Origin of the sequence: Variovorax sp. CCNWLW225, assembly GCF_037204045.1 — a bacterium.
GTDB lineage: Bacteria > Pseudomonadota > Gammaproteobacteria > Burkholderiales > Burkholderiaceae_C > Variovorax.
On sequence record NZ_JBBCBV010000002.1, the window covers coordinates 568,971 to 592,871 of the forward strand.

The window sequence follows — 23,901 nt, forward strand, 5'->3', positions numbered from 1 at the left end:
CTTCAAGTGCCGGTGCGCGTAAGCCCCAGCTTTTCCACCATGGCGCGCTCCTGCGCGAAGATTTCCCGGCAAGACTGCGCATACGCTTCCGGCCCCAGGTAGTCGACTTCCTGGTCGTACTTGGCCAGTTCGTCCTTGAAGCGCTGGTCGAACATGGCCTTCCTGAAGGCGTCATGCAGCACCTTCACCACGGCCGGCGGCATGCCGCGCGGCCCGGCCAGCCCATAGGGCGACTTGGCCACGATGTCGAAGCCGAGTTCGCGCAGCACGGGCACCTGCGGCCAGCGCTTCGACCGCTCGCCTGAAAAAATCGCCAGCAGCCGCAGCGTGCCCGCATCCACCGCCGGCCCAAAGCCCGTGGAGTTGACGCCCGCCATCACCTGGCCGCCCGCAATCGCGTTCAGCTGCTCGGCCGTGCCTTTGTATGGCACGTGGATGTAGCGCAGGCCGCGCGCCGCGAACAATTCTTCCAGCACCATGTGCGGCGTGGTGCCGATGCCATTGGTGGCAATGGTCAGTTCGCCGGGGCGCGCACGCGCGAAAGCAAAGAGGTCTTCGAGCGAACGCACCGGGCTGCCCGCCGCCACCAGCATGCCGAAGGTGACGCTGGACACCTGGATCACCGGCGTCACGTCGCGGATCGGGTCCCACAGCACCTTTTGCGTGTGCGGTGCGCGAAAGACCGGCTGCGGCATCTGCGCGATGGTGTAGCCGTCGGGCCGCGCCTGCTGCAGCACCGGCATGGCCAGCGTGCCGCCGGCGCCGCCGCGGTTCTCGGTCAGCACCGTCTGGCCCAGCGGCACGGAGGCCAGCTCGGCAAGGAGCCGCAGCGAAATGTCGGTGGCTCCGCCAGCGGGCCACGGCACCCACAGCGTGATGGGGCGCGAGGGAAAGGGCTCGGTCGAAGCGCCGGCGCGCGCCAGGGGCAGCGCGCCCAGCGCCAACGCGGCTGCATCGCGCAGCCAGCGGCGCCGGGTGGAGCCGCCCTGCCCGCTCATGGCCCGCCTCCTCCGCGCTTGGTCAGGCCGCCGAAGCCGCGCTGCGGGTCGTAGCCCCAGCAGGCAAAGCCGAAGAAGACGACGAGGCAGCCCAGCACCACGTAGGGTGCGAGGCCCGGGTCCTTGCCATAGAGCGCGAAGCGGATCCACTCCACGGCGTAGGTAAACGGGTTGAAGCGCGCCAGCTGGTACACCCATTCGGCCCCGGACTCCTGCAGCTTCCACAGCGGATAGAGCGCGGTCGACAGGAAGTACATCGGAAAGATGACGAAGTTCATCGTGCCCGCAAAATTCTCGAGCTGCTTGATATGCACCGACAGCAGCAGCCCGAGCGCGCCCAGCATGAGCGCGCCGGCCGCCAGCGCCACCAATGCGTGCAGGCCGGAAAGCGACAGCAGCGGCAGCTCGGTACCGATGAGCGCCGCCACGATCACGAACACCAGCGCCTGCAGCACCGACAGCAGCGCGGTGGCGCACAGCTTGGAAAACAGCAGCCAGGGCCGCGGCAGCGGTGCCGTCAGCAGCAGGCGCATCAGCCCCATCTCGCGGTCGTACACCATGGCCAATGACGACTGCATGCCGTTGAACAGCAGCACCATGCCGACCAGCCCCGGCACGATGTAGACGTCGTACGGAATGTAGGTGTCGTAGGGCTCGACGATCGCCACGCCGAACACGTTGCGAAAGCCCGCCGCAAAAACCGCCAGCCACAGCAGCGGCCGCACCAGCGCCGACACCAGCCGCCCGGTCTGCTGCGAGAACTTGTAGAGCTCGCGCAGCACGATGGCGCGCATCGCCTGCAGCGCGTGGCCCAGGCCCTGCCGGGCGGCCGGCTCGGCGTGGCCGCCCGCGGGCGTTTCGGTTTTCAGCGCGCGTTCGGACATAGCTTCTCCGGCGCATCGGCCCCCAGCGTGTCGAGCACGTTGCGGGCATGCAGCACGCCTTCGGCCGGCGCCTGCGCAATCACGCCCTGGCCGTCGGTCAGCAGCATGGGCTGGCGCAGCTGGCCGTCCCAGGCGCGAAAGCTCAGGCCGGTGCCCTTGGAGCCGTCGAGCGCGCTCTTGCCGATGGCCTGGGCCCAGGCCGCGTTCGGGCCCTTGGGCGCCGCAATGGCGACGGCCGTCAGGGTCTTGCCCGCCATCCAGGCGGACCAGTCGTGCGCCGTCATCGGCCGCTTGGCGGCCTTGGCAAAGCGCCGCGAGACCTGCGGCGCGCCGTAGCGCTCGAACTGCGCATGCCAGGCCAGCGCCACCAGCCCGCCGTCGCCCACGACCGGGCGCGGCAGCACGGTGCGGTAAGGCAGCGTGCGGGCAAACTCGCCGTCGCTGTCGACCACCCACACCGCGTCGTAGCTGTTGCCGGCCGTGAGCAGCAGCGGATTGGCCAGGTCGCGCTCGCGCGGGTCGGCCGAAAGCTTGAACGGCTTGGTGGCCACCACCTGCAGACCGTAGCGCTTGATCGACGCCTGCGCGGTGGCCGCGCGCAGCGCATCTTGCGGGCTGCCGCCCACCAGCAAAAGCAGCTTGCTCCATTTGCGCGACACCAGCGTCTGCGCCAGCGCATCGCTGCGCATGCGCTCGCTGGGCATCAGGTGGAACAGGCGGGCGCGGCAATCCTGCTGGCGCAGGCGATCGGATGCGTCGCCCAGGTTCAGCACCGGCAGCTTCACGGCATCGGCCACGGCCAGCGTCCAGTCGGCGGGCAGGTCGGTCAGCAGCACCGCAGCGCCGGCTTTCTCGGCCGCCACCGCCGCGGCGCGTGCCGCCGCTATGGAAGCGGCCGGCGCAGTGGAAAGCGCCACCTCGGTTCCCGCGGCCTCGAGCTCGAACTTCGCTTCCTCGAGCGCCACCTCAAGCCCGTCGGAAAGCGAGCCGCCAGGATGACCGAGGTAGGCCCGCTCGAGCCGCGAGCGTTCCATGCGAGGGTCGTCGTCGGGCGTGATCAGCGTGGCCTTGAGCACGGCCGCGCCCACCGCCACCGGCGCCACGAGCGCCACGGCCATCAACCACGCGCCCGCGAAACAGGAAGCCGGTGCGCGCATCCTCATTCGACGATCACGAGCCCATAGGGCACGCGCCCTACCGGAACGCTCTTGATGGCCTTGGCGCCGGCCACGTCGACCACGGTCACGTCGTCGCTCAGGCCGTTGACCACGTAGAGCCGCGCCTGCGCCTTGTCGAGCGTGACGTTCCAGGCCCGCTTTCCCACCAGCACCAGCGAGCCCACCTTGCGGCTGGGCACATCGACAAAGGCCACGTGGTTGGCGCGGCCAAGGCCCACGAAGGCCCGCTTGCCGTCGCTCGTCATCTGGATGCCCACAGGCGTGATGTCTTCGGCGCGCGCGCCCTTCACTTCGAACTTCAGCGTGTCGATCACTTCGTTCGTGGCGGTCGAGACGATGCTGACGCTGGCGCCCAGCTCGTTGGTGATCCACAGCTCTTTGCCGTCAGGCGTGATCGCCATGCGCCGCGGGCGCTTGCCGGCCTTGATGTTCTTCACCACCTTGCCGGTGGCGGTATCGATCACGTGCACAAGGCTGGCCACCTCGGAGGTCACGTACAGGGTCTTGCCATCGGCGCTTACCTTCACACCCTCCGGTTCCGCACCCACCTTCACCGAGCGCAGCTTCTTGCCGCTGGCCGTGTCGATGAAGCTGGCTTCGCCCGCGTCTTCGTTCGAAACATAGATGACCTTGCCGTCCGGCGAGAGGTCGAAGGCCTCGGGCTCGTCGCCCAGCGCAATGCGCCGCACCGACTTACCGCTGGCGGGATCGATCAGGTCGGCCTGGTTGGAGTCGGTGCAGGCCACCATGATCTGCCGCTCGGGCGTCAGCTGGATGTGGCGGGCGCGCTTGCAAGTGGCAATGGTGCCCTTCACGGTCAGCGTTGCCAAATCGATCATGGTCAACGCGTTGTCCTTCTCGCTCGAAACGTAGGCTGTTCCTTGCGCCAGCGCGGCGCCGCTCGCGGCCAGTGCGAGCGCGCTAGCGGCCGCGCGAAGCAGCGCGCCAGGACCCTGAAGGAAAGAAAGTTGCGGCATGCGATGTCTCCATTTTTTCTTTGACTCGAATTCTTCTTGTTTCAGGCCGTGCGTGCGATGAAGCCCGCCTCCAGCGTGGCGCCGCCAAGCAGTTGGGTGACCTGCGCCGGCGTGCCGTCCGCCAGCAGCGCTCCCTTGTGCAGCACCAGCACGCGGTCGGCCTCCTCGGCCTCTTCGACCCGATGCGTTGCCCACAGCACGCACACGCCGCGTTCGCGCACGTCCGCGCGCAAGGCCGCCAGCAGGTCCTGCCGCGATCTCGGGTCGAGCCCCACGGTGGCTTCGTCCATCAGCAGAACGGCGGGCCGGTGCAGCCCCGCGCGCGCAAGCTCGACCTTGCGCCGGTTGCCGCCCGACAGCTCGCGCACCTTGCGGTCGAGGTCGGCGTCGATGTTCAGGCGATCGCAGGCCGATGCAATGCGCTCTTGCGCAAGCCGCCGCGGCAGGCCGTGCAGGTCGGCCTGGAACAGCAGGTTGCGCCTGATGCTCAGGTCCAGGTCGAGCGACATCTGCTGGAACACCACGCCGATGTGCCGCAGTGCAGCAGTGGCCGAGCGGCGCAGCGAATGGCCGGCGACCTCGACCTCGCCTTCGTCGGCCGCGAACATGCCCGTCAACACCTGGAACAGGGTCGACTTGCCCGCGCCGTTGGGGCCGAGCAGCGCCACGAACTGGCCCGCGGGCAATTGCAGCGACAACGACCGCAGCGCCGTGCGCGTTCCATAGCGCTTGGTTAAGTCGATGGTTCGCAGCATGTAGATCGGTGAGATTTGTCGAGCTGTTCGGGCTTCGATGGTATGGGCCGTTTGCTGCTCAAGCCGCAAATTCTGTGCCTCTGGCCGGCAAGGGTTTTCACTGTGATGCGTCCCTATTCATTTGCCCGCGCAAGCGGCCCCTGCTGCTCATCCACGCCGGGCATGCGTACTTTGCACGAGACACTTTGCGTCAAATTTGGATGCGCACACAAGGCGCACGCAAGCGCATGCGTGTTGTGCTGCGCTGCGCAATGCTTCGAACGGCCCGGGATTTCCCTAGGTCCGCTGTGCCTTGCGGCACGCCGTCGCACGCTGCGCGCTGACACATGCGCGGGCATCCCCGCGAGTGAAGCCGCCGGCCTTTGCAACAGGCGCTCGAAGCGGTGCGGGCCAGGCACGGCTGAAAACGGCAGGCATGGATGTTGCGGACCGCAGCATTCGCCAAAGCGATCGAAAGATCTGCTGGCTGCTGCCAGATCCGTGTTCCAAACCCACTGAAATGTGAGGAGACATATATGAAGTTTTCCAGGCAGATCGCCGGCCGTCTCGTACGGCATATCGGCGTCGCGGTGTTGGCTCTCCCGGCTTTGGCGCTAGCCAATGCCGACGTGGAGAAAAACATCGCCAACTCCAAGAACTGGGCCACGCAAGCGGGCGATATGTTCAACCAGCGCTACAGCAAGTTGAATCAGATCACCAAGAGCAACGTGGGCAAGATGCAGGTCGCGTGGACGTTCTCCACCGGCGTGCTGCGCGGACACGAGGGCTCGCCCCTGGTGGTCGACGGCACGATGTACCTGCACTCGCCGTTTCCCAACAAGGTGTACGCACTCGACATCGAAACCCAGAAGATCCTCTGGAAGTACGAGCCCAAGCAAGACCAGTCGGTCATTGCCGTCATGTGCTGCGACACCGTGAACCGGGGCCTCGCCTATGCCGAGGGCAAGGTCTTCCTGCAACAGGCGGACACCACGCTGGTGGCGCTCGACGCGAAGACCGGCAAGGTGGCGTGGACGGTGAAGAACGGCGATCCGAAGGTCGGCGCCACCAACACCAACGCCCCTCACGTCTTCAAGGACAAGGTCATTACCGGCATCAGCGGCGGCGAGTTCGGGGTGCGCGGCTTCCTGGCCGCCTACAACATCAAGGACGGCAAGCTGGCGTGGAAGGGCTTCAGCACGGGCCCCGACGAAGAAATGCTGATGGACCCGGCCAAGACCATGACCTGGACCGACGGCAAGCTCGCGCCGGTGGGCAAGGACTCTTCGCTGAAGACCTGGAAGGGCGACCAGTGGAAGATCGGCGGCGGCACCACCTGGGGCTGGTACAGCTACGACAAGGCGACCAATGCCGTGTACTACGGCACCGGAAACCCGTCGACCTGGAACCCCTCGCAGCGGCCCGGCGACAACAAGTGGTCGATGAGCATCTTCTCGCGCGACGTGGACACCGGCAAGGTCAACTGGGTCTACCAGATGACGCCTTTCGACGAGTGGGACTTCGACGGCATCAATGAAATGATCCTGGCGGACATCAACGTCAAGGGCAAGCCGACCAAGGCGCTGGTGCACTTCGACCGCAACGGCTTCGCCTACACGCTGGACCGCGTGACCGGCGCGCTGCTGGTGGCCGAGAAGTACGACCCCAAGGTGAACTGGGCCACCCATGTCGACATGAAGACGGGCCGCCCGCAGGTGGTTGCCAAGTACTCCACGGCGCAGAACGGCGCGGACGTGAACACCAAGGGCATCTGCCCCGCGGCGCTCGGCAGCAAGGACCAGCAACCCGCCTCCTTCGACCCCAACACCAAGCTCTTCTATGTGCCGACGAACCACGTCTGCATGGACTACGAGCCGTTCAAGGTCGAATACACCGCGGGCCAGCCGTACGTGGGCGCCACGTTGTCGATGTACCCCACGCCGGGCAGCCATGGCGGCATGGGCAACTTCATCACATGGGACGCAGGCACCGGCAAGATCGTGCAGACCAAGGCCGAGAAGTTCTCGGTGTGGAGCGGCTCGCTGAACACCGCCGGCGGTATCTCCTGCTACGGCACGCTGGAGGGCTACCTGAAGTGCGTGGACGCCAAGGACATCAACAAGGAGCTCTTCAAGTTCAAGACGCCGTCCGGCATCATCGGCAATGTGTTCACCTATGAGCACAAGGGCAAGCAGTACATCGGCGTGTTCTCGGGCATTGGCGGCTGGGCCGGCATCGGCATGGCGGCGGGCATCGACCCCGAGAAGAGCACCGAAGGCCTGGGCGCAGTCGGCGGCTACAAGGAGCTGAGCCAGTACACCGAGCTCGGTGGTTCGCTGACGGTGTTTGCGCTGCCGAAGAACTGACGAGACCGCAACCCCGCGAGACAGATGAAACGCGGGGCCGGGAGAGCGCACTCACGAGAGGGCTCTCCCTTGTATTTCCCACAATATCGGAGACCCTGGAGCCATGAAATTCCGTACGTCAGCGTTGCTGTCTTCCCTTTTTCTGATTGCAGGCGTGGCCTGCACCCTGGCCGTTGCAGCGCCGGACCCGGCGCCCTACAAGGTGACCGATGGCTATAAGGTCGACCCTGAGACCATGAAGGGCTTCCGTACCTGGCGCTCCGCGGCCTGCGACCGCTGCCACGGACCCAACCAGGAAGGCATGGTGGGACCTTCCCTCATCACCAGCCTGAAGACCCTGAAGAAGGAAGAATTCATCAAGGTCGTGCGTGACGGACGGCTGGACAAGGGCATGCAGAGCTTCGGCAACAACCCGGCGGTGATGGAAAACATCAACCAGCTCTATGCCTACCTGAAGGGCCGGTCCGACGGCGCCATCACGCGCGCCCGCGTGGAAGAAAACAAATGACCGCCCGGCCGCGCGCTGGCAGGCCCGTTGCTTTCGGCGCACGCCTTGGGGCGGTGCTGGCGGGCGTGGCATGCTGCTGCGCGCTGGTTCCGGCCGGGGCCGTGGCCCAGGAAACGCCGCCGCGCAAGGCGCTGCGCGTGTGCCAGGACCCCAACAACATGCCCTTCTCCAACGCCAAGGCAGAAGGCATCGAGAACCGCATTGCCGAGCTGTTCGGCAAGGCGCTGGGGCTGCCGGTAACCTACTACTCGTTTCCGCAGCGGCTGGCCTTCTTTCGCAACACGCTGCGCTACAAGCTGCCGGGGCAAGACTATCCTTGCGACATCGTGATGGGCGTGCCCGTCGGGCTCGACGAGGTTTCGGTCACCAAGCCGTACTACCGCTCGACCTACGCGCTGGTGTTTCCCAAGGGCAAGGGCATGGACAACGTGGCCTCGGCGGAAGACTTCCTGAAGCTCGATCCGGCCAAGCTCAAGTCGCTGCGCATCGGCATCTATGACCGCTCGCCGGCATCGCAATGGCTCAACCGGCACGGCCTGCTGGAGCAGGGCATTCCCTACAAGCTGATGAGCGCAGACCCCGCCCAGTACCCGGGCGAGATCGTCGAGCGGGACCTGGCCGAAGGCAAGCTCGACGCCGTGGTCGTGTGGGGGCCGATTGCGGGCTTCTTCGCCAAGCGCGTCAAGACGCCGAATCTCGTCGTGGTGCCGCTGAAGTCCGAGAAGGGCCTCAAGCTCGACTACCAAATGGCCATGGGCGTGCGCTACGGCGAGCGCGAATGGAAGCAGCAGATCGAGGGGCTGATCGAATCCAAGGCGCCCGAGATCCAGGCCATCCTGAAGGAGTACGGCGTTCCGCTGGTCGATGCATCTTTCGGAGCGCCCAACAACTGATCGGGTCTTTCATGCGCTTCGCCATTGCCTTCCCGCTGCGCGCCCTGCTCTGCGCCCTGCTCCTTGCCCCGATCGGTCCGCATGCCGAGACCGACAAGCGCGACTTCTCGCAGGCCGAGCGGCTGCTTTTCATGACGCCGCAGCTCAAGGGCCTGCAGGCGCCCATGCTGCTGCGCTACACCTTCGGCAAGACCGGCACCTTCGAGCAGAACTTCGACGACAGCGTGACCGTGGCGCTGAGCGCCAAGGCCGACGGCCGCTGCTGCGACGCCAAGGGCGTGTTCCTGAGCGACGCGCGCAAGGTCCAGGTGCCCGACGTGCCTGCGGCCGAGGGCAACCCCGTGATCCTCTATTTTCTGGAACACGATGTTCGCGAGATGAAGCGGCTCACGCGCGGCTCCGACTACCACTTTCGCAAGCGCATCCGCATGGCGATCTACCAGACCGCCGATGTGCGCGACGTGTCGCTGCGCTACCAGGGCCGCACGGTCAAGGGCAAGGAGATTGCGTTCAGCCCCTTCCTGGACGACCCGAACCGGCCGAAGTACGAAAGGTTTGCGAAGAAGAGCTACCGCTTCACGCTGTCCGATGCCGTGCCGGGCGGCGTGTACGGCATTCGCACCTCCATACCGGGCGAGAGCGCTGCGGCGCAGCCCCTGCTCGTCGAAGAACTGCTCATCGACGGCGCCAGGGCGCCGGCACGCTAAGGTCGCCTTTTTCGAATTTCCAGCGAAAGCCATGACAAAAAACATTCTCCGCATTCTTTGCCTGCTGGCCCTGCCGATGGGCGTGCACGGCGCTCCGCGCACGAACAACGACTTTCCCACGGTGGATCGCGTGCTGTACGTGCAGGAGTGCATTGCCGCCCATCCGGACGCGGGCAACTTCGAGATGACGAACAAATGCTCTTGCGCGCTCGACGCGCTCGCCAAGGAAATCAAATACGAAGACTACGTGCAGCTGAGCACCGCGGCCAAGGCCACCACCATCGGCGGCGAGCGCGGCGGCTACATCCGCGATTCGGAAAAGCTGCAGGCCGACATCAAGCGCTACAAGGCGCTGCAGGCCAAGGTGACCAAGGGCTGCTTCATCGGCCCGCCGACCGCACGCTGAGTCACATCACCCAGGGCAAGCTGCCATGACGGCCACCGCACCCCCTGCGCGCCTGATGCTTGCCGCCCTGCTGCTCTTCTGCACCTCGGCCGGGGCCGCGCCGTTCGCCTACATCACCAACCAGGGCAGCCATGACGTCTCGGTGATCGACCTTGCGACGCAACGGGTGGTGGCGAGCATTCCGGTGGGCAAGTCGCCGGCCGGCGTGGTCGCGTCCAGCCGCGCGGGCCGCACCTTCGTCTCCAACCCCGACAGCAAGACCATCTCGGTCATCGACATGCGCCAGCAGAAGGTGGTGAACACGCTGCCCGCGGGCGACGGGCCGGTGGGCATCGACATCTCCGGGGACGGAAAGCACCTGTACGCGGCTGACTGGTACAGCAGCCGTCTGCTGGTGTTCGATGCACTGGCTGACAAAGCCTCGAAGCCATTGGCCTCGATTGCCGTCGGCCGTGCGCCGGCGGGCGTGGCCGCGCATTCCGACGGCGCCACGGTGTTCGTGGCCGAGCGCGACGACGACAGCGTGGCCGTGGTCGACACCGCCACGCGCCGGGTGGCTGCGCGCGTGCGCGTCGGCAGCCATCCGTTCGCGCTGCTGCACGACGCCCCGCGCGCGCGGCTCTATGCACTCAACGTGCAGAGCAACGACGTTACGGTGGTCGATGTGCGCGACACGCGCCGGCCCGACGTCATTGCCACCGTGAAAGTGGGCAAGGCGCCCTACGGCGCCGCGCTGGCGCAGGGCGGCGCGCTTCTGTATGTGACCAACCAGCACGAAGACACCGTGAGTGTGATCGACGCCGCCTCGCTGAAGGTACTGCGCACCCTGCCCGGCTTTGCTTACCCCGAGGGCGTTGCCGCGCATGGCGACCGCGTGTATGTCGTGAACTGGATGGACGACAACGTGCAGGTGCTGGACGCCGCCAGCGGGCAGAAGCTCGCCACCATCGCCACGGGGCAGAACAGCCGCGGGTTCGGCGCCTTCATCGGCGCGCCCATGGAGCCTTGAATCTTTTCCGACGACCTTTCTCTTCCCCTTCATCACGGACGTTTTCCATGCCGACTCAACCTATCAGCCGAAGAACTCTCTCCGTCCTGCTCGCATCCACCCTGCTCGCCGCATCGGCCTCCAGCTTGGCCCACGGGCCGACGCGCCAGAAGGTGAGCGAGAAAGTCACCATCGAGGCGCCCGCCGATGCGGTATGGGCCAAGGTCAAGAACTTCAACGCGCTGAAGGAGTGGCACCCCGCGGTGGCCGACAGCCCGGCCGACAAGGGCAACGCCGAAGGCTCGGTTCGCACCGTCAAGCTCAAGGACGGAGGCACGCTGGTCGAGACGCTCGAAAGCTACGACGACGCGCAAAAGAAGTACAGCTACCGCGCCAAGGACGGCGGCGCGCTGCCGGTCACCAACTACACCTCCACCCTCTCCGTGGTGGCGGACGGCGGCAAGTCGGTCGTCGAATGGCGCGGCGCCTTCTACCGCGGCTTTCCCAACAACAACCCGCCGCCGGAGCAGAACGACGAAGCCGCGCTCAAGGCCGTGACCGGCGTCTACAAGGGCGGGCTCGCACACCTGAAGAAGATGATGGAGTCGAAGTAGCCCCGGCGGGCTTCGATGGCACCACCATGGGCTCCCAGGAACAACTCGAAGACTGGCGCCACCTTGCGCTGCGCGTGGAAAGCGAAGTCGCCAAGGCGGTGATCGGGCAGGCGGAAACGATCCGCCTCATCAACGTGGCGCTGTTCGCGCGCGGCCACGTGCTGCTCGAGGGCGACGTGGGCGTCGGCAAGACCACGGTGCTGCGCGCCTTCTCGCGCGCCATCGGCGGCGACTTCGAACGCGTCGAGGGCACGGTCGACCTGATGCCGGGCGACCTTGTCTATCACACCTACGTCGATGCGCAGGGCCGGCCGCGCATCGACCCCGGGCCGCTGCTGCGCCACGGCGAGCGGCTGGTCACCTTCTTCTTCAACGAGATCAACCGGGCCCGGCCGCAGGTGCAGTCGCTGCTGCTGCGCGCCATGGCCGAGCGCACCGTGTCGGCCTTCGACCGCGAGTACAGCTTTCCGCACATGACGGTGTTTGCCGACCGCAACAAGGTCGAGCGCGAAGAGACCTTCGAGCTGGCCTCCGCAGCACGCGACCGCTTCATGTTCGAACTGAACATGCCCAAGCCGAGCGACCGCGCCATTCGCCAGTCGCTGGTATTCGACACGGCCTACCACGACACCGAAGGGCTCATCGACAAGGTGGCGCCCGCCATCCTGCCCTGGGACCGGCTCAACGCCATTGCCGCGGAGGTGCAGCGCAGCGTGCGCGCCAGCGAGACCATCGAGCGTTATGTGCTCGATGTCTGGGAAGCCACCGAAGCGCCGCAGAAGTTCGGCATACGCCTGGACAACGTCGACATGGACCGGCTGATCCTGGCCGGCGCAAGCCCGCGCGGCATGAGCGCGCTGCTGCGCGCGGCGCGCACGGTGGCGTGGCTCGAAGGCCGCTCGCACCTGGAGCCCGCCGATCTTGCGGCGGTGCTGCCTTCTGTGCTTGGGCACCGCGTGTTCTTTACGCCGGTGTACGAGTTGCGGCGCGCCGAGCTGTCGGAAGCGCTGGTGACGCAGATCATGGACAAGATCGCAGCGCCATAACCATGAACGCCCCCCGAAGCGCCTTCGGCGCCTCCCCCCACTGGGGGGCGCACCCAGCGGCCCGGCAAAGCCGGTTCCGCGGGTGCTCCCGAATGGGCTTCGCTGCGCTGGCCGGTGCTATCACGTTGGAAAACTGACCGTGGACCGCGTCGACGAATTCCACTACCAGCTGCCGCGCCGTTTCGGCGGCTGGCGGCCGGGTGCGCAGCGCGGCCTGAGCCAGGGCAGCGGGCAGGAGTTTGCCGCGCACCGGCGCTTGTTCGACCACCCCGATCCGCGCCGCATCGACCTGCGCGCCAGCGTGCGCGACGGCCGCGGCGACTGGCTGGTGCGCATCCATCGGCTCCGCGTCGCCATTCCCGTGCACGTGGTGGTGGACGTGTCGGCGTCGATGCATTTCGGCGCCGAGCGGCGCAAGCTCGATGTGGTGGCCGACCTGGTCGAGGCGCTGGGCTACAGCGCCTTTCGGGCCGGCGACACGGTCGGCCTGCTCGCCTTCGACCAGCGGGAGCGCGAAGACCTGTTCGTGCCCGCGCGCCACAGCCGCGGCAACGGCAGCCTGATGGCGAAGATTCTGCGCGAATGCCGCGCAACACCGGGCGCGGCGCCATCCGACGACAGCGCATTGGCGGGCCTGCGGCGTGCCACCGAGCGACTGGTCGGCCGCGGCGGGCTGGTGTTTCTCGCTTCCGATTTTCACTGGCCGGTTGCGGCGCTCGGCGAACTGCTTCCGCAATTCGCGCCGGCCTGTGTCGTTCCGTTGGTGGTTTGGGACCCGGCCGAAACCGAACCGCCGGATGCGCGCGCCGCCCTGGTGGCCCTGAGCGATGCCGAAACCGGAAGCCGGCGCAGCCTGTGGATGCGCGATTCGCTGCGCACGCGGTGGCGCCATGCCGTCGCAGCGCGGCGGGCGGAGCTCACTGAGTTGTTCAACGCGCACGGCATGCCGCCCTTTCACTTGCACGGGCGCTTCGACGCCGAGGCGCTCACGCGGTACTTCATGGAGACGACGGCATGAACCGGCGCCTGGCCGCCCTGCTGGTGCTCGCCATCGCGGCCGGCACGGCAAGCGCCGCCACGGTGGAGCAGCCGCGCGCCTTCGGACATGTGATCGGCGACGTTCTCACGCAGCGCGTGCTGCTCGAGCAGGCCAGCCGGCCGCTGCAGCCCGGCGCACTGCCCAGCGCCGCTCGCATCGACCTGTGGCTGGAGCGCAGGCCTTCGCGCATCGAGACCGATACCGAGGGGCGACGCTGGCTGGCCATCGACTACCAGGTGATCAACGCGCCGCGCGCGCTCACCGCCGTTTCGCTGCCGGCGCTCAGCATTGCGACTTCGTCGGGCGAGCCGCTCGCGCTGCCCGCATGGCCGATCAGCATTGGCCCGCTGACGCCGCTCGAAGTGTCTGGGCAGGGCAATCTGCAACCGCTGCAACCGGACCGCGCCGTGGCCCCGCTTCCCACCTACGCGCTCGGGCAACAGCTGAAGTTCTCGGTTCTTGCGCTGCTGGCCGTGCTTGTGGCCTGGCTCGGCTGGTGGGGGTGGCGCAACCGGCGCGAAGCGCAGCAGCTTCCGTTCGCAAACGCCTGGCGCGAACTGAAGCGGATCGGCGACCCTGCGAGCCCGGAAGCCTGGCGCGTGCTGCATCGCGCGCTCAACCGGAGCGCCGGCCGCGTGGTGCACCACGCCAGCCTGCCGCAGCTCATGACAGAGGCGCCGTACCTGCGCCCATTGCAGCCGCGGCTGGAAGAGTTCTATCGCGAATCGACCCGGCGCTTCTTCTTTGCCGAGAGCGTTGCCTCGGCAGCGCAGCCCGAGGGCGCATACCCGCTCCGGCCGCTGTGCCGGGCACTGCGCGATGCGGAAAAGCGCCACAGGCATTGACGGGAGCAGAGCCATGCGCTTCGACCTCGCCCAGCCCTGGATGCTCGCCCTGCTGCCGCTCGCGCTGCTGCCGCTCTTGCGCAGGCGCAGCGACACGCTGGGCTTTTCCTACGTGGCATGGCTGCCGGCGGATCGGGTCGGCCGCCTTGTCGGCTTCATGTGGCGCGCATTCGCGGTCGGCGCCATGGCCTTCACCGTTCTGGGCCTTGCCGGACCGGGCCAATCGGGCGCGGTGGTCGAGCGTGCCGGGCGCGGCGCCGAGGTGCTCATTCTCATGGACCGCAGCAGCAGCATGGACGCGACGGTGCACACCAACGGCCTGCAGACTGCCGGCCGCATGTCGCAGGAACCCAAGGCCAAGGTGGTGCGAGACCTGCTGAGCGAGTTCGTCGCCAAGCGGCCCGACAACCGCTTCGCCTTCATGACCTTCAGCACGGTGCCGGTCGCGGTGGTGCCGTTCACGCAGAAGACCGACACCGTGCAGGCCGCGCTCGCAGCCACCGCCATCGGCCGCGGCCTGCCCGAAACACGCATGGGCGTGGCGCTGCTTGCCGCCATCGAGGAATTCGAAGGCCGCAGCTATTCGGGCAGCCGCGTGATCCTGATCGTTTCGGACGGCGGCGCACAGCTCGACGAGGCGACGCGCGAGCGCATTCACGCCGGGCTCGCGCGCGAGAAGATCGGCCTCTACTGGATCTATGTGCGCAGCGGCCCGAACTCGCCCAACCTCAACACCGAGACGGTATCTGCCTACGGCCTTGGCGAGGAACTGGCGCTGCACAAGTTCTTCAAGACGCTGGCCACGCCCTACCGGCTCTACCAGGTGGACGACTCCAATGCCATGGCGGCCGCCATGGCCGAGATCGACCGGCAGCAGAATTTTCCGCTGACCATTCACGAGCGGGTGCCGCGGCGCGACCACGGCGCGGCCTTCTATCTTGCGGCCATGCTGTGCTGCGCGGGCCTGCTCGCGTGCCGCTCGGTGCAACTGCAAAGCTGGCGAAGAAGCACATGAAGCGGCGCACGGTTCACCTGGTGTTTGGCGTGCTGAGCCTGTGCTGCGTGGGCGTCGCCTGCGAGCGTGGGCTGCGCCTGCACCGCACGGCCGGCCTGAACGCCGAGATCGCCCGCATCGCCGCCACGCCCGCGGGCAAGGACGCAGCGCCGGCCCCGCTTTCGGTACCGCGCGAACTGCAGCTGGCGCAGGCCCTGGCGCTTTCGAAAGCCGGCGCGCACGATGCCGCGCTGAAGGGCTATGCGGCGCTGATCCAGAGCGGAGAACGCGACCCTGTCGCACGGCAGGCGCTGTTCAACCTGGGCAACATGTACCTGCGCCAGGGCATGGCGCAAGAAGCCGGCGCGCTGCCGCTGTTCGAACTGGGCAAGCAGCGGCTGCGCGACCTGCTGCGCGCCGCGCCGCAGGACTGGGACGCGCGCTACAACCTGGAGCGTGCGCTGCGCCTCGCGCCCGAAGACCAGGAAGCCTTTTCGGCCGAGCAGCAGCCGGCGCATGAACAGCGCCGGGTCCGGGTGCCGGGCTTCGTCGCCGGAGACCTGCCGTGAGACTGCGCTTGCTGCCCGCGCGATGGCTGTCTGCTTTGCGGCGCTTCGGCGGCAGCACGGGCAACGGGCCGCTGCTGCTCGCCTTTGTGCTGCTGGCGCTGGCCGTCTGGCCGCCGCGCGTGCAGCTGCAGCGCCCGGTGTTCAACTGGCAGGTCAGCTTCGACATCACGCAGAGCATGAATGTCGAAGATGTCGAACTGAACCATGTGGCCGTCAGCCGCTTGGCGCTGGCGAGAGCCGCGATGCGTGACGTGCTGGGCGGACTGCCGTGCGGCTCCAGGGTGGGCTGGAGCATTTTTTCGGACTACCGCTCATTGGTGATTCTTGCGCCTGTGGAGGTCTGCAGCCACTACGAAGAACTGCTGGCCTCGCTCGAACGCATCGACGGGCGCATGCGCTGGGCCAATGCCAGCAATGTGAGCAAGGGCGTGACCTGGGCGGTGCGCGGCGCCCGCAGCGTGGGGCCCGACACCAGCTTTGTCTTCATCAGCGACGGGCAGGAATCGCCGCCCTTGCGCATCAACGAAACGCCGCCGATGACGGACATCAAGCCCGGCGATGTGAAGGGCTGGCTGATCGGTGTGGGCGGCGATGTGCCGGTGCCCATTCCCAAGACCGGCAGCACCGGCGAGCCCGCCGGCTACTGGCGGGCGGACGAGGTAGTGCAAGGCTCGGCCATCGGCGGCACGCTGAACCATGAGCATCTTTCCGAACTGCGGCAAGACCACCTGCGATCGCTGGCCGAACTGGTGGGTGTGAACTACCGGCGCCTGCAGACACCCGATGCATTGAAAACGGCGATGCTCGACCGCCGCTATGCGCAATACCTGCCTGCGGATGCGGACCTGCGCTGGATTCCTGCCCTGCTCGCGCTGCTGTTGCTCGCGTGGCGGTTCGCACCGGATTTCGGCTGGGTGCGCGAGCGGCGACCGAAGGCGCGAAACAAGAAAGCGGCTGAACGGTTGCCGCCGCGCGGCCTCACGCGTCCGGCGTGACGAGCGCTGCGGAAAGCCGGCGCGAATTGGCCGGATCGCGAAACACCAGCGGATACTCGACCGGCGCCGAAGGATCGCGCGCGGCGGCACGCTCCACCGCCTCGACCACGCGGTGATGGTCCGGGCTCTTCGCGCAAACCGGGTCGGCCGCGGCCGCGTCCTGTGCGAGCAGGTAGGCCTGGCAACGGCAGCCCCCCAGGTCCTGCTCGCGCTGGTCGCAGCTGGCGCAAGGCTCTTTCATCCAGCCGGTGCCGCGGTAGCGATTGAAGCCTTCGGAGTCGAACCAGATCTCGCGAAGGCCCTGCGCCTTCACGTTCGGAAACTCGAGGCCGGGCAGCATCTTGGCGGTGTGGCAAGGCAGCGCGGTGCCATCGGGCGTCACGGTGAGGAACATGCTGCCCCAGCCGTTGACGCATTTCTTGGCCTTGCCCTCGTGGTAGTCGGGTGCCACGAAGAAGATGCGCATGCTCTCACCCAGCCGCTTGCGCCAGGCGTCGGTCACCTCCTCCGCATGGCGCAGCTGCTCATGCGTGGGCAGCAATTGGTCGCGGTTGACGAAGGCCCACGAGTAGTACTGCGTGTTGGCAAGCTCCAGGTACTCGGCCCCCATCTCGTGCGCCATTTCGATGATGCGGTCGATGTGGTCGATGTTCATGCGGTGGATCACCACGTTCAGCACCATCGGCCAGCCCTGGTCCTTGATGATCTTCGCCACCCGGTTCTTCAGCTCGAAGGTCTTGGTGTGCGAGAGAAAGTCGTTCATCTCGCGCGTCGAATCCTGGAACGACAGCTGCACATGGTCCAGGCCAGCGGCCTTGAGCGCGGCGGCGCGCTGCGCCGTGAGACCGACGCCCGAGGTCAGCAGGTTGGTGTAGTAGCCCAGGCGCGCGGCCTCGGCGATGATGACTTCGAGATCGTCGCGCAGCAGCGGTTCGCCGCCCGAAAGGCCGCACTGCACGGCGCCGAGCTCGCGGCCTTCGCGCAGCACGCGCAGCCAGTCGTCGGTGCCGAGTTCGTCCTCCTGTTTGGCAAAGTCGACAGGGTTGAAGCAGAAAACGCAATGCAGCGGGCAACGGTAGGTCAACTCGGCCAGCAGCCAGAGCGGTGGTCCGGGGCGTGGTGCGGCGTTCGTCATGGGCGTCATGCGGGTTCCCAGCGCAGCCAGTTCTGCTGCGCCGCCATTTCGACGAAGCCGCGCACCTCGGGTTCGAGCCCGGTGGTGTCGAAGGCTTGTTCCAGGTCGGCCACGATCTGTGCCACGCTGCGCTCGCCATCGCAGCGCTTCATGATCTCGCCCGCGCTGCCGTTCAGCCGCACCATGCCCTCGGGGTACAGCAGCACGTGGCAGTCTTGCGCCGGCTCCCATTGCAGGCGAAAGCCGGGGCCGACACGGGGTTTGCTTTCGGCGGTGAGCATGGCTTTGGTTGCTGTCATGTGCTGCTGATCCCGTAGCGCGTGGCCATCGCATCGTTCATGGCCCAGAGAATGTCGAGCTTGAACTGCAGCACGTCCAGTGCGCGCTCTTGCAGCGCACGGGTGTCGAAGTGGTCGAGCGTGATGGCCAGGCCCTGCTCCACGTCGCGCCGTGCCTGGCTCACGCGGTTGCGAAAGTAGCTCAGGCCGCCCGGCTCGATCCAGCTGTAGTGCTCCGGCCAGGTGGCCAGGCGCTGCTTGTGGATTTCGGGTGCGAAAAGCTCGGTGAGCGACGAACACACCGCCTCTTGCCAGGGCGCGCGGCGCGCAAAGTTCACGTAGGCATCGACTGCAAAGCGCATGGCCGGCACCACATGGCGCAGGTCGGTCACCTCTTCGCGCGACAGGCCCACGGCTTCGGCCAGGCGCAGCCAGGCCTCGATGCCGCCTTCGTCCTTGATGCCGCCGAGCTCGAAGCCGTCGTGGTCGAGGATGCGCTGCACCCAACCGCGCCGCACCGCGGGATCGGGGCAGTTCGAGATCACCGCGCCGTCCTTGATGGGGATCGCGATCTGGTAGTAGAAGCGGTTGGCCACCCAGCCGCGGATCTGCTCGGGCGTAGCGCGGCCGCTGTTCAGCATGACGTTGAACGGGTGGTGGATGTGATAGCTGCGGCCGCGCTCGCGCAGCTTGGCTTCGAATTCCTCGCGCGTCCATGCCGGCGCGTTCTTTTCGCCGCCCGCGGCCGGTCGAAACGGATCCTGGATTCTGTCGGCGTGCATGGTGGTGGGCCCAGCGCTTGGCTTCAGAGTTGAATCGTCATCCCGTCCTCGCAGGGCTCGATGCCCGCGCGCCGCAGCAGTGCGTGCTCGTCGGAGTCTTCGTCGAGGATGGGGTTGGTGTTGTTGATGTGAATGAGCATGCGCCGCGTGGCCGCGGGCAGCCGTGTGAGCCATTCGATCATTCCGCCCTCGCCCGACTGCGGCAGGTGGCCGATCTCGCGCGCGCGCTTGCCGCTGACGCCAAGGCGCACCATTTCGTCATCGGTCCAGAAGGTGCCGTCGACCATGACCGCGTCGGCCGTTGCCATGGCGTCGAACACGGGCGGCGTGATCGCGCCCAGGCCCGGGGCATAGAACAGGCTCTTGCCGCTCTTGCGGTCGAACAGGGTCACGCCGATGTTGTCGCCCGGCACCTGCTGTTCGCGGTGCGGTGAATATGGCGCAGCCTTGCCGGTGAGCGCCATGGCGCGAAAGCTCAGGTCGGGCACGCCCGGCACCTCGAAGGCATTGCCGTCGAGCGCAATCGGGTGGCGCGCCACGCCGCAGTAATGCGAGAGCACGCGCAGCACGGGATTACCCTGACTCAGGTCTTCGGCGACCGGGTCGGTGCACCACAGCGGCAGCGGCGTGCCGCGCTCGCGGAGCATGAAAAGGCCGGTGGCATGGTCGACCTGTCCGTCGATCAGCACGACGCCGGCAATGGCGGTGTCGCGCATTGCGCGTGCCGGCTGCAGCACCGGGCTGCTGCGGATCTGTTCGAGGATGTCGGGCGACGCGTTGAACAGCACGCCGTCGGCGCTGTCGTCGGGCCGCACGAAGATCGAGGACTGCGTGCGCGGCTTTGCGCGCACCGTTCCCGCCCGCACACCGGCGCAGTTGGGGCAGTTGCAGTTCCATTGTGGAAAGCCGCCGCCGGCGGCCGAGCCCAGAACGGTGATGCGCATCGAATGAGGAAGAAAGGGGGTTCGAAACAACCCGCCCCGGGCGAGCCGGGGCGGGTTGTGAAGAGGCGCGCAATCAGCGTGCGCTGACGTACATCGTGATCTCGAAGCCGAAGCGAAGATCAGTTGCCGTCGGGGTTTCCCATTTCATATTGTGTCTCCTGCAAGATGGCACAGCGCCACGTGGCAGCTGCGGGAACTTCGAGCGCTCCAGAACGCATATTGAACCGATGCATCGCCGCAACCTAGCCGTGAAATCATGAATGGGACTTCATGATTTTCATGAATAGCGGCCACGAAGCCACCGCGTACCATGGCCCTCGTGCTTTCTACCGGCCTGTACCCAGAAACCCAGCCTTGGCGCACCCACGCAATGCAGGTGCCGCACGGCCACGTGCTGCATGTAGAAGAAAGTGGTGATCCGACCGGTATCTGCGCCGTGGTGCTGCATGGCGGGCCCGGCTCGGGCACTTCGCCGCTGCTGCGCCGCTTCTTCGACCCCGCGCGGTATCGGGTGATCGGCATCGACCAGCGTGGTGCGGGCCGGAGCTGTCCGCGCGGTGCGACGGCGCACAACCGCACGGAGGATCTGCTCGATGACTTGCGCCTTGTGCGCGAGCAGCTCGAAGTGCCGCGCTGGCTGGTTGTCGGTGGTTCGTGGGGCGCCACGCTGGCGCTCGCGCATGCAGCATTCGAGCCGCAGGCAGTCGCGGCTTTGCTGCTGCGCGCGGTGTTCTTGCCCAGCGCCGAATACATCGAGGATTTCTTCCAGGACACCGCGCGCCGTGCGCCTGACGCATGGGCGCGGTTTGCATCCGCGGTGCCGACGGATGAGCACCACGACATGCTGGGCCATCTGGCTGCCGGCCTTCAAGAGCCGCCCGCCGACAGCGATACGGACCTGCCCCGTCGGCTTGCCCTTGCCTGGTGGCAATGGGAGAGAACGTTGGCCGGCGGCGAACCCGTTTCGAATACCGGGGTGCAAGCCGACCGCGAGACGCTCGACGCGCTGGTCGACCGCTACCGCGTGCAGAGCCATTACCTGCTGCATCGCTGCTGGCTCGATTCGCCTCCCCTTCTCGAACGGCTTGACGCGCTCCCCCAGGTGCCTACCCTGTTGCTGCATTCGCGCGACGACCGCATCTGCCGCCCCGAAGGCGCGCAGGCGGTGCACGAGCACATCGCGCACAGCCAGCTGCGCTGGGTCGATGGCGCGGGCCACGACCCTTCACATCCGGCAATGGTGTCGGCCATGGTCGCCGCGCTCGACAGCTATGCGCTGCATGGCCACTTCGGCGACAGCCCCGTGCCATGACGCTGCGCCTGAAAATCAACCTGATCGTCAGCCTGCTGACGCTGCTGTTCGTTGCGGCCATGCTCGCGCTGCAGGTGCGCGCCATGCGCGAGTCGGTGCATGAAGAAGTCGTGGCTGCCAATCGCGTGGCCGCGCAGTTGCTCAACCGCACCGCCTGGCTCTACGCGGCGCAGGGCACGCCGGCCATGCTGTCGTTTCTGCAAGGTGTGGGGCGCGTCCGGTCCAACGACATCACGCTGCTCGACAACGACGACCGCGTGCTGTACAGCTCGCCGACCTCGGTCTACAAGGCCGGGCGTGATGCGCCGGACTGGTTCGCCGGCCTGGTCTCGCCACCGCCGTCGCAACTCTCCATCGCCTTTCCGGGCGGGCGGTTGATGGTGCTTTCGAACGCATCGCGCGCGGTGCTCGACGCATGGGACGACTTCGTTCTTTTGATGCTCAGCGCGCTGGGCCTGCTGGCGGTCGTCAATGCGGGCGTGTTCTGGCTCGTGGGGCGTGCAACCCGGCCATTCGCCGACATCGTCCATGCCCTCAACCAGCTCGAAAGCGGGCGCTTCGATGTCTCGCTGCGTGCCCTGCCCGGCACCGAAGCCGCGGCCATCGGCGCTGCGTTCAACCGCATGGTCGGCATGCTGCAGCAGCACATCGAAACCGAGCGGCGGGCCGTGCGGGCCGAAGGCCGCCTTTCGGAAAGCCGCGAGCTCGGCCGCTGGGTCGACCAGAAGATCGAACAGGAGCGCCGCCTCATCGCGCGTGAGTTGCACGACGAACTGGGGCAATCGGTCACCGCAATGCGCAGCATGGCGCTTTCGATTGCGCAACGCGTGCAGGCGCTCGATCCACAGGCCGAGCAGGCCGCACGCCTGATCGCCGAAGAATCGGGCCGGCTCTACACCGCCATGCACGGCATGATTCCCCGCCTGACGCCGCTGGTGCTCGACAAGTTCGGCCTGGTGGCGGCACTCGAAGACTTGGTGGAGCGCACGCGCAACAGCCATGGCGACGTGCAGGTCGAATGGCATCAGGAGCTGGAGCTCGACCGCCTGCGGCTCGACACCGACACCGCGCTGGTGCTGTACCGCGCCGCGCAGGAAGGCATTACCAACGCCCTGCGCCACGGCGAGGCGCATCGCATCGTGCTGGCCTTGCAGGGCGAAGAGCAATCGGTCAAGCTCACGCTCACCGACGACGGTCGCGGCCTGCCCGGCCCTGAGGCTGCAAGGGAAACCAGCACAGGGCACTATGGCCTGCGATGGCTCGCAGAGCGCATCGACAGCCTGGGCGGCGAATTGCGCCTTGAACCCGCCGAGCCCAGCGGCGCCCGACTGACGGTGCGGCTGCCCATGCGGGCAGGCGAAGCGGAGAACACAGACACATGACCCAGGCAGTTCAGGCGGCCCAGCCGATTCGAGTGATGCTGGTGGACGACCATGCGCTGGTGCGCATGGGCTTTCGCATGCTGCTGGCCGACGCGCAGATCGAAGTGGCGGCCGAAGCCGACACCGGCGAACAGGCCTGCCAGGACTACCCGCAGGTGCGGCCCGACCTGGTGGTGATGGACCTTTCGATGCCCGGCATGGGCGGCCTGGAAGCCTTGCGGCGCCTGTTGGCCCACGACCCGAAGGCGCGCGTGCTTGCGCTCTCGGCGCACGAGGACACCATTCATCCGCGCCGCGTGCTGCGCGCGGGTGCGCTGGGCTACCTGGCCAAACGCAGCGCGCCCGAAGCGCTGATTGCCGCCGTGAAGGCCGTGGCGCGCGGCGAGCGCTACATCGACGCGAACACCGCGCAAGCATTGGCCACGGCGCAGATCGAGGGCGAAGCCAACCCCGCCGACCTGCTCAGCGAGCGCGAGTTCTCGGTCTTCATCCAGCTTGCGCGCGGCATGACGGTGGCGCAGATTGCGAGCACGCTGAATCTTTCGCTCAGCACGGTGGGTTCGCACCTGTATCGGGTGAAACAGAAGCTCGGCGCCACCAATCAGGCGGAGCTGACGTGGGTTGCGCTGCGGTGGGGGTTGATTCAGGTTTAGCGTCGACTCAATTGCGATCGAGAACCGGCCAGCCGGCTTTCAGCGCATGGGCACGCAACCGCTGGTCCGGCGCAACCACCACCGGATCCGACACCGCCTCCAGCAACGGCAGATCGCTCGCCGAATCGGAATAGAACCACGACTGCTCCAGCGCATCGAGCCGCGTGCCGCGCAGCGCGAGCCACTCATTCACATGCGCCAGCTTGTGAACGCCGAAGCACGGATCGCCGTCGATGCCGCCGTCCAGCGTGTCGTCAATCACGAGTGAGCGCGTGGCCAGCACGTCGGCAACGCCGAACACATGGCCGAAGGGTTCGGCGATGAAGCGGGTGGTGGCGGTGACGATGGCGCAGACGTGGCCGGCGTCCTGGTGCTTTCGCACCAGCGCACGCATCTGGCCGGGCACCCGCGGTTCTATCTCGGCTTCGAATTCGGCCGCCCACTTTCGCAGCGTTGCCATGCCGAAGCTTGCCAACGGCGCGACGCTCACGCGGTGCAGCTCGCGGATGTCGAGCGTGCCGTCCACATACTGCTGGCAATAGCCGAGGTAGACCGTTTCGGCATCCGCCGGCAGCACGCCGCGCGCCACAAGGAAGCGCGTCCACGCCATGCCGCTGTCGAACGGAATGAGCGTGTGGTCGAGGTCGAAGAGTGCCAGTTTCATTGCATGCAAA

The 23,901-nt window shown here is 67.0% G+C and carries 27 protein-coding genes; 16 read left to right on the forward strand and 11 right to left on the reverse strand.

Annotated elements, in window-relative coordinates; translation table 11 throughout:
- Positions 1 to 2 precede the first annotated feature (2 nt).
- From V9L20_RS07275 to V9L20_RS07295, 5 genes are read right to left on the reverse strand one after another with little or no spacing between them, the layout of a single operon-like run.
- Positions 3 to 998, reverse strand: coding sequence for a tripartite tricarboxylate transporter substrate binding protein (locus tag V9L20_RS07275; RefSeq protein WP_337296046.1), 996 nt, complete (start codon positions 996 to 998; stop codon positions 3 to 5).
- Positions 995 to 1,882, reverse strand: coding sequence for an ABC transporter permease (locus tag V9L20_RS07280; protein WP_337296047.1), 888 nt, complete (start codon positions 1,880 to 1,882; stop codon positions 995 to 997). The genes V9L20_RS07275 and V9L20_RS07280 overlap by 4 nt, the downstream gene beginning before the upstream one ends.
- Complete coding sequence (locus V9L20_RS07285) at positions 1,864 to 3,045, reverse strand: branched-chain amino acid ABC transporter substrate-binding protein (RefSeq protein WP_443098551.1); 1,182 nt, start codon at positions 3,043 to 3,045, stop codon at positions 1,864 to 1,866. Before V9L20_RS07285 ends, V9L20_RS07280 begins: the two co-directional genes overlap by 19 nt.
- Entirely contained in the window at positions 3,042 to 4,037 is a 996-nt protein-coding gene (locus V9L20_RS07290; RefSeq protein ID WP_337296049.1) for a PQQ-dependent catabolism-associated beta-propeller protein, read from the reverse strand. The genes V9L20_RS07285 and V9L20_RS07290 overlap by 4 nt, the downstream gene beginning before the upstream one ends.
- Before the next feature lie 41 nt (positions 4,038 to 4,078).
- Entirely contained in the window at positions 4,079 to 4,792 is a 714-nt protein-coding gene (locus V9L20_RS07295) for an ABC transporter ATP-binding protein (RefSeq protein ID WP_337296050.1), read from the reverse strand.
- Positions 4,793 to 5,307: 515 nt separating this feature from the next.
- Between V9L20_RS07295 and V9L20_RS07300 the strand changes: the two genes are divergently transcribed.
- The 13 genes from V9L20_RS07300 to V9L20_RS07360 all read left to right on the forward strand — a co-directional run bounded on the left by V9L20_RS07300 (position 5,308) and on the right by V9L20_RS07360 (position 16,741).
- Positions 5,308 to 7,137, forward strand: a complete 1,830-nt coding sequence (locus V9L20_RS07300) for a methanol/ethanol family PQQ-dependent dehydrogenase (protein ID WP_258505756.1) — start codon at positions 5,308 to 5,310, stop codon at positions 7,135 to 7,137.
- Positions 7,138 to 7,240: 103 nt separating this feature from the next.
- Positions 7,241 to 7,645, forward strand: a complete 405-nt coding sequence (locus tag V9L20_RS07305) for a c-type cytochrome (protein WP_258505755.1) — start codon at positions 7,241 to 7,243, stop codon at positions 7,643 to 7,645.
- Positions 7,642 to 8,538 carry a substrate-binding domain-containing protein gene (locus V9L20_RS07310; RefSeq protein WP_337296051.1) on the forward strand — a complete coding sequence of 299 codons (897 nt, stop codon included), beginning with the start codon at positions 7,642 to 7,644 and terminating at the stop codon, positions 8,536 to 8,538. The genes V9L20_RS07305 and V9L20_RS07310 overlap by 4 nt, the downstream gene beginning before the upstream one ends.
- An 11-nt stretch (positions 8,539 to 8,549) precedes the next feature.
- Positions 8,550 to 9,245, forward strand: a complete 696-nt coding sequence (locus V9L20_RS07315; RefSeq protein WP_337296052.1) for a hypothetical protein — start codon at positions 8,550 to 8,552, stop codon at positions 9,243 to 9,245.
- 31 nt (positions 9,246 to 9,276) lie between these two features.
- The gene (locus V9L20_RS07320; protein ID WP_258505751.1) at positions 9,277 to 9,651 is read left to right on the forward strand and encodes a hypothetical protein; all 375 of its coding nucleotides are present in this window, start codon (positions 9,277 to 9,279) and stop codon (positions 9,649 to 9,651) included.
- 25 nt (positions 9,652 to 9,676) lie between these two features.
- Positions 9,677 to 10,660: a YncE family protein gene (locus tag V9L20_RS07325; RefSeq protein ID WP_337296053.1), complete on the forward strand. Its 984-nt coding sequence runs from the start codon at positions 9,677 to 9,679 to the stop codon at positions 10,658 to 10,660.
- 47 nt (positions 10,661 to 10,707) lie between these two features.
- A complete protein-coding gene (locus V9L20_RS07330; RefSeq protein WP_337296054.1) occupies positions 10,708 to 11,253 on the forward strand; it encodes an SRPBCC family protein in 546 nt (181 codons plus the stop codon).
- A 26-nt stretch (positions 11,254 to 11,279) separates the two neighbouring features.
- Complete coding sequence (locus V9L20_RS07335; RefSeq protein WP_337296055.1) at positions 11,280 to 12,299, forward strand: AAA family ATPase; 1,020 nt, start codon at positions 11,280 to 11,282, stop codon at positions 12,297 to 12,299.
- Between the two features lie 139 nt (positions 12,300 to 12,438).
- Positions 12,439 to 13,317 (forward strand): DUF58 domain-containing protein, encoded by an 879-nt coding sequence (locus tag V9L20_RS07340; RefSeq protein WP_337296056.1) that lies wholly within the window; start codon positions 12,439 to 12,441, stop codon positions 13,315 to 13,317.
- The gene (locus tag V9L20_RS07345; protein ID WP_337296057.1) at positions 13,314 to 14,183 is read left to right on the forward strand and encodes a calcium incorporation protein MxaA; all 870 of its coding nucleotides are present in this window, start codon (positions 13,314 to 13,316) and stop codon (positions 14,181 to 14,183) included. The genes V9L20_RS07340 and V9L20_RS07345 overlap by 4 nt, the downstream gene beginning before the upstream one ends.
- 13 nt (positions 14,184 to 14,196) lie before the next feature.
- Entirely contained in the window at positions 14,197 to 15,198 is a 1,002-nt protein-coding gene (locus V9L20_RS07350; RefSeq protein ID WP_337296058.1) for a vWA domain-containing protein, read from the forward strand.
- Complete coding sequence (locus V9L20_RS07355; protein WP_337296059.1) at positions 15,195 to 15,746, forward strand: MxaK protein; 552 nt, start codon at positions 15,195 to 15,197, stop codon at positions 15,744 to 15,746. The genes V9L20_RS07350 and V9L20_RS07355 overlap by 4 nt, the downstream gene beginning before the upstream one ends.
- Positions 15,743 to 16,741: an MxaL protein gene (locus tag V9L20_RS07360; protein ID WP_337296060.1), complete on the forward strand. Its 999-nt coding sequence runs from the start codon at positions 15,743 to 15,745 to the stop codon at positions 16,739 to 16,741. The genes V9L20_RS07355 and V9L20_RS07360 overlap by 4 nt, the downstream gene beginning before the upstream one ends.
- Here V9L20_RS07360 and pqqE read toward each other — a convergent pair.
- The 5 genes from pqqE to pqqA form a co-directional block, all read right to left on the reverse strand.
- Positions 16,725 to 17,885, reverse strand: coding sequence for a pyrroloquinoline quinone biosynthesis protein PqqE (gene pqqE, locus V9L20_RS07365; RefSeq protein WP_443098552.1), 1,161 nt, complete (start codon positions 17,883 to 17,885; stop codon positions 16,725 to 16,727). The genes V9L20_RS07360 and pqqE overlap by 17 nt on opposite strands.
- Positions 17,882 to 18,175 (reverse strand): pyrroloquinoline quinone biosynthesis peptide chaperone PqqD, encoded by a 294-nt coding sequence (pqqD, locus tag V9L20_RS07370; protein WP_337296061.1) that lies wholly within the window; start codon positions 18,173 to 18,175, stop codon positions 17,882 to 17,884. Before pqqD ends, pqqE begins: the two co-directional genes overlap by 4 nt.
- Positions 18,172 to 18,936, reverse strand: a complete 765-nt coding sequence (gene pqqC / locus V9L20_RS07375) for a pyrroloquinoline-quinone synthase PqqC (protein ID WP_337296062.1) — start codon at positions 18,934 to 18,936, stop codon at positions 18,172 to 18,174. Before pqqC ends, pqqD begins: the two co-directional genes overlap by 4 nt.
- A gap of 23 nt (positions 18,937 to 18,959) precedes the next feature.
- A complete protein-coding gene (pqqB, locus tag V9L20_RS07380) occupies positions 18,960 to 19,880 on the reverse strand; it encodes a pyrroloquinoline quinone biosynthesis protein PqqB (RefSeq protein ID WP_337296063.1) in 921 nt (306 codons plus the stop codon).
- A 73-nt stretch (positions 19,881 to 19,953) separates the two neighbouring features.
- On the reverse strand, positions 19,954 to 20,028 hold the full coding sequence (gene pqqA, locus V9L20_RS07385; protein ID WP_010100094.1) for a pyrroloquinoline quinone precursor peptide PqqA: 75 nt from the start codon (positions 20,026 to 20,028) through the stop codon (positions 19,954 to 19,956).
- Between the two features lie 162 nt (positions 20,029 to 20,190).
- Between pqqA and V9L20_RS07390 the strand changes: the two genes are divergently transcribed.
- From V9L20_RS07390 to V9L20_RS07400, 3 genes are read left to right on the forward strand one after another with little or no spacing between them, the layout of a single operon-like run.
- Positions 20,191 to 21,192 (forward strand): alpha/beta fold hydrolase, encoded by a 1,002-nt coding sequence (locus V9L20_RS07390; RefSeq protein WP_337296064.1) that lies wholly within the window; start codon positions 20,191 to 20,193, stop codon positions 21,190 to 21,192.
- Positions 21,189 to 22,574 (forward strand): histidine kinase, encoded by a 1,386-nt coding sequence (locus V9L20_RS07395; RefSeq protein WP_337296065.1) that lies wholly within the window; start codon positions 21,189 to 21,191, stop codon positions 22,572 to 22,574. The genes V9L20_RS07390 and V9L20_RS07395 overlap by 4 nt, the downstream gene beginning before the upstream one ends.
- Positions 22,571 to 23,227, forward strand: coding sequence for a response regulator (locus V9L20_RS07400; RefSeq protein ID WP_258505736.1), 657 nt, complete (start codon positions 22,571 to 22,573; stop codon positions 23,225 to 23,227). Before V9L20_RS07395 ends, V9L20_RS07400 begins: the two co-directional genes overlap by 4 nt.
- Positions 23,228 to 23,234: 7 nt before the next feature.
- On the opposite strand, the gene V9L20_RS07405 is transcribed toward V9L20_RS07400, so the two are convergent.
- Positions 23,235 to 23,891: an HAD family hydrolase gene (locus V9L20_RS07405; RefSeq protein WP_337296066.1), complete on the reverse strand. Its 657-nt coding sequence runs from the start codon at positions 23,889 to 23,891 to the stop codon at positions 23,235 to 23,237.
- Positions 23,892 to 23,901: the final 10 nt, after the last annotated feature.

What these genes read in the sequence shown, in the direction of transcription:
- V9L20_RS07275 (WP_337296046.1), bottom strand. Translation starts at nt 998, where the DNA reads ATGAGCGGGCAGGGCGGCTCCACCCGGCGCCGCTGGCTGCGCGATGCA.
- V9L20_RS07280 (WP_337296047.1), bottom strand. Translation starts at nt 1,882, where the DNA reads ATGTCCGAACGCGCGCTGAAAACCGAAACGCCCGCGGGCGGCCACGCC.
- V9L20_RS07285 (WP_443098551.1), bottom strand. Translation starts at nt 3,045, where the DNA reads ATGAGGATGCGCGCACCGGCTTCCTGTTTCGCGGGCGCGTGGTTGATG.
- V9L20_RS07290 (WP_337296049.1), bottom strand. Translation starts at nt 4,037, where the DNA reads ATGCCGCAACTTTCTTTCCTTCAGGGTCCTGGCGCGCTGCTTCGCGCG.
- V9L20_RS07295 (WP_337296050.1), bottom strand. Translation starts at nt 4,792, where the DNA reads ATGCTGCGAACCATCGACTTAACCAAGCGCTATGGAACGCGCACGGCG.
- V9L20_RS07300 (WP_258505756.1), top strand. Translation starts at nt 5,308, where the DNA reads ATGAAGTTTTCCAGGCAGATCGCCGGCCGTCTCGTACGGCATATCGGC.
- V9L20_RS07305 (WP_258505755.1), top strand. Translation starts at nt 7,241, where the DNA reads ATGAAATTCCGTACGTCAGCGTTGCTGTCTTCCCTTTTTCTGATTGCA.
- V9L20_RS07310 (WP_337296051.1), top strand. Translation starts at nt 7,642, where the DNA reads ATGACCGCCCGGCCGCGCGCTGGCAGGCCCGTTGCTTTCGGCGCACGC.
- V9L20_RS07315 (WP_337296052.1), top strand. Translation starts at nt 8,550, where the DNA reads ATGCGCTTCGCCATTGCCTTCCCGCTGCGCGCCCTGCTCTGCGCCCTG.
- V9L20_RS07320 (WP_258505751.1), top strand. Translation starts at nt 9,277, where the DNA reads ATGACAAAAAACATTCTCCGCATTCTTTGCCTGCTGGCCCTGCCGATG.
- V9L20_RS07325 (WP_337296053.1), top strand. Translation starts at nt 9,677, where the DNA reads ATGACGGCCACCGCACCCCCTGCGCGCCTGATGCTTGCCGCCCTGCTG.
- V9L20_RS07330 (WP_337296054.1), top strand. Translation starts at nt 10,708, where the DNA reads ATGCCGACTCAACCTATCAGCCGAAGAACTCTCTCCGTCCTGCTCGCA.
- V9L20_RS07335 (WP_337296055.1), top strand. Translation starts at nt 11,280, where the DNA reads ATGGGCTCCCAGGAACAACTCGAAGACTGGCGCCACCTTGCGCTGCGC.
- V9L20_RS07345 (WP_337296057.1), top strand. Translation starts at nt 13,314, where the DNA reads ATGAACCGGCGCCTGGCCGCCCTGCTGGTGCTCGCCATCGCGGCCGGC.
- V9L20_RS07350 (WP_337296058.1), top strand. Translation starts at nt 14,197, where the DNA reads ATGCGCTTCGACCTCGCCCAGCCCTGGATGCTCGCCCTGCTGCCGCTC.
- V9L20_RS07355 (WP_337296059.1), top strand. Translation starts at nt 15,195, where the DNA reads ATGAAGCGGCGCACGGTTCACCTGGTGTTTGGCGTGCTGAGCCTGTGC.
- pqqE (WP_443098552.1), bottom strand. Translation starts at nt 17,885, where the DNA reads ATGACGCCCATGACGAACGCCGCACCACGCCCCGGACCACCGCTCTGG.
- pqqD (WP_337296061.1), bottom strand. Translation starts at nt 18,175, where the DNA reads ATGACAGCAACCAAAGCCATGCTCACCGCCGAAAGCAAACCCCGTGTC.
- pqqC (WP_337296062.1), bottom strand. Translation starts at nt 18,936, where the DNA reads ATGCACGCCGACAGAATCCAGGATCCGTTTCGACCGGCCGCGGGCGGC.
- pqqB (WP_337296063.1), bottom strand. Translation starts at nt 19,880, where the DNA reads ATGCGCATCACCGTTCTGGGCTCGGCCGCCGGCGGCGGCTTTCCACAA.
- V9L20_RS07390 (WP_337296064.1), top strand. Translation starts at nt 20,191, where the DNA reads ATGGCCCTCGTGCTTTCTACCGGCCTGTACCCAGAAACCCAGCCTTGG.
- V9L20_RS07395 (WP_337296065.1), top strand. Translation starts at nt 21,189, where the DNA reads ATGACGCTGCGCCTGAAAATCAACCTGATCGTCAGCCTGCTGACGCTG.
- V9L20_RS07400 (WP_258505736.1), top strand. Translation starts at nt 22,571, where the DNA reads ATGACCCAGGCAGTTCAGGCGGCCCAGCCGATTCGAGTGATGCTGGTG.
- V9L20_RS07405 (WP_337296066.1), bottom strand. Translation starts at nt 23,891, where the DNA reads ATGAAACTGGCACTCTTCGACCTCGACCACACGCTCATTCCGTTCGAC.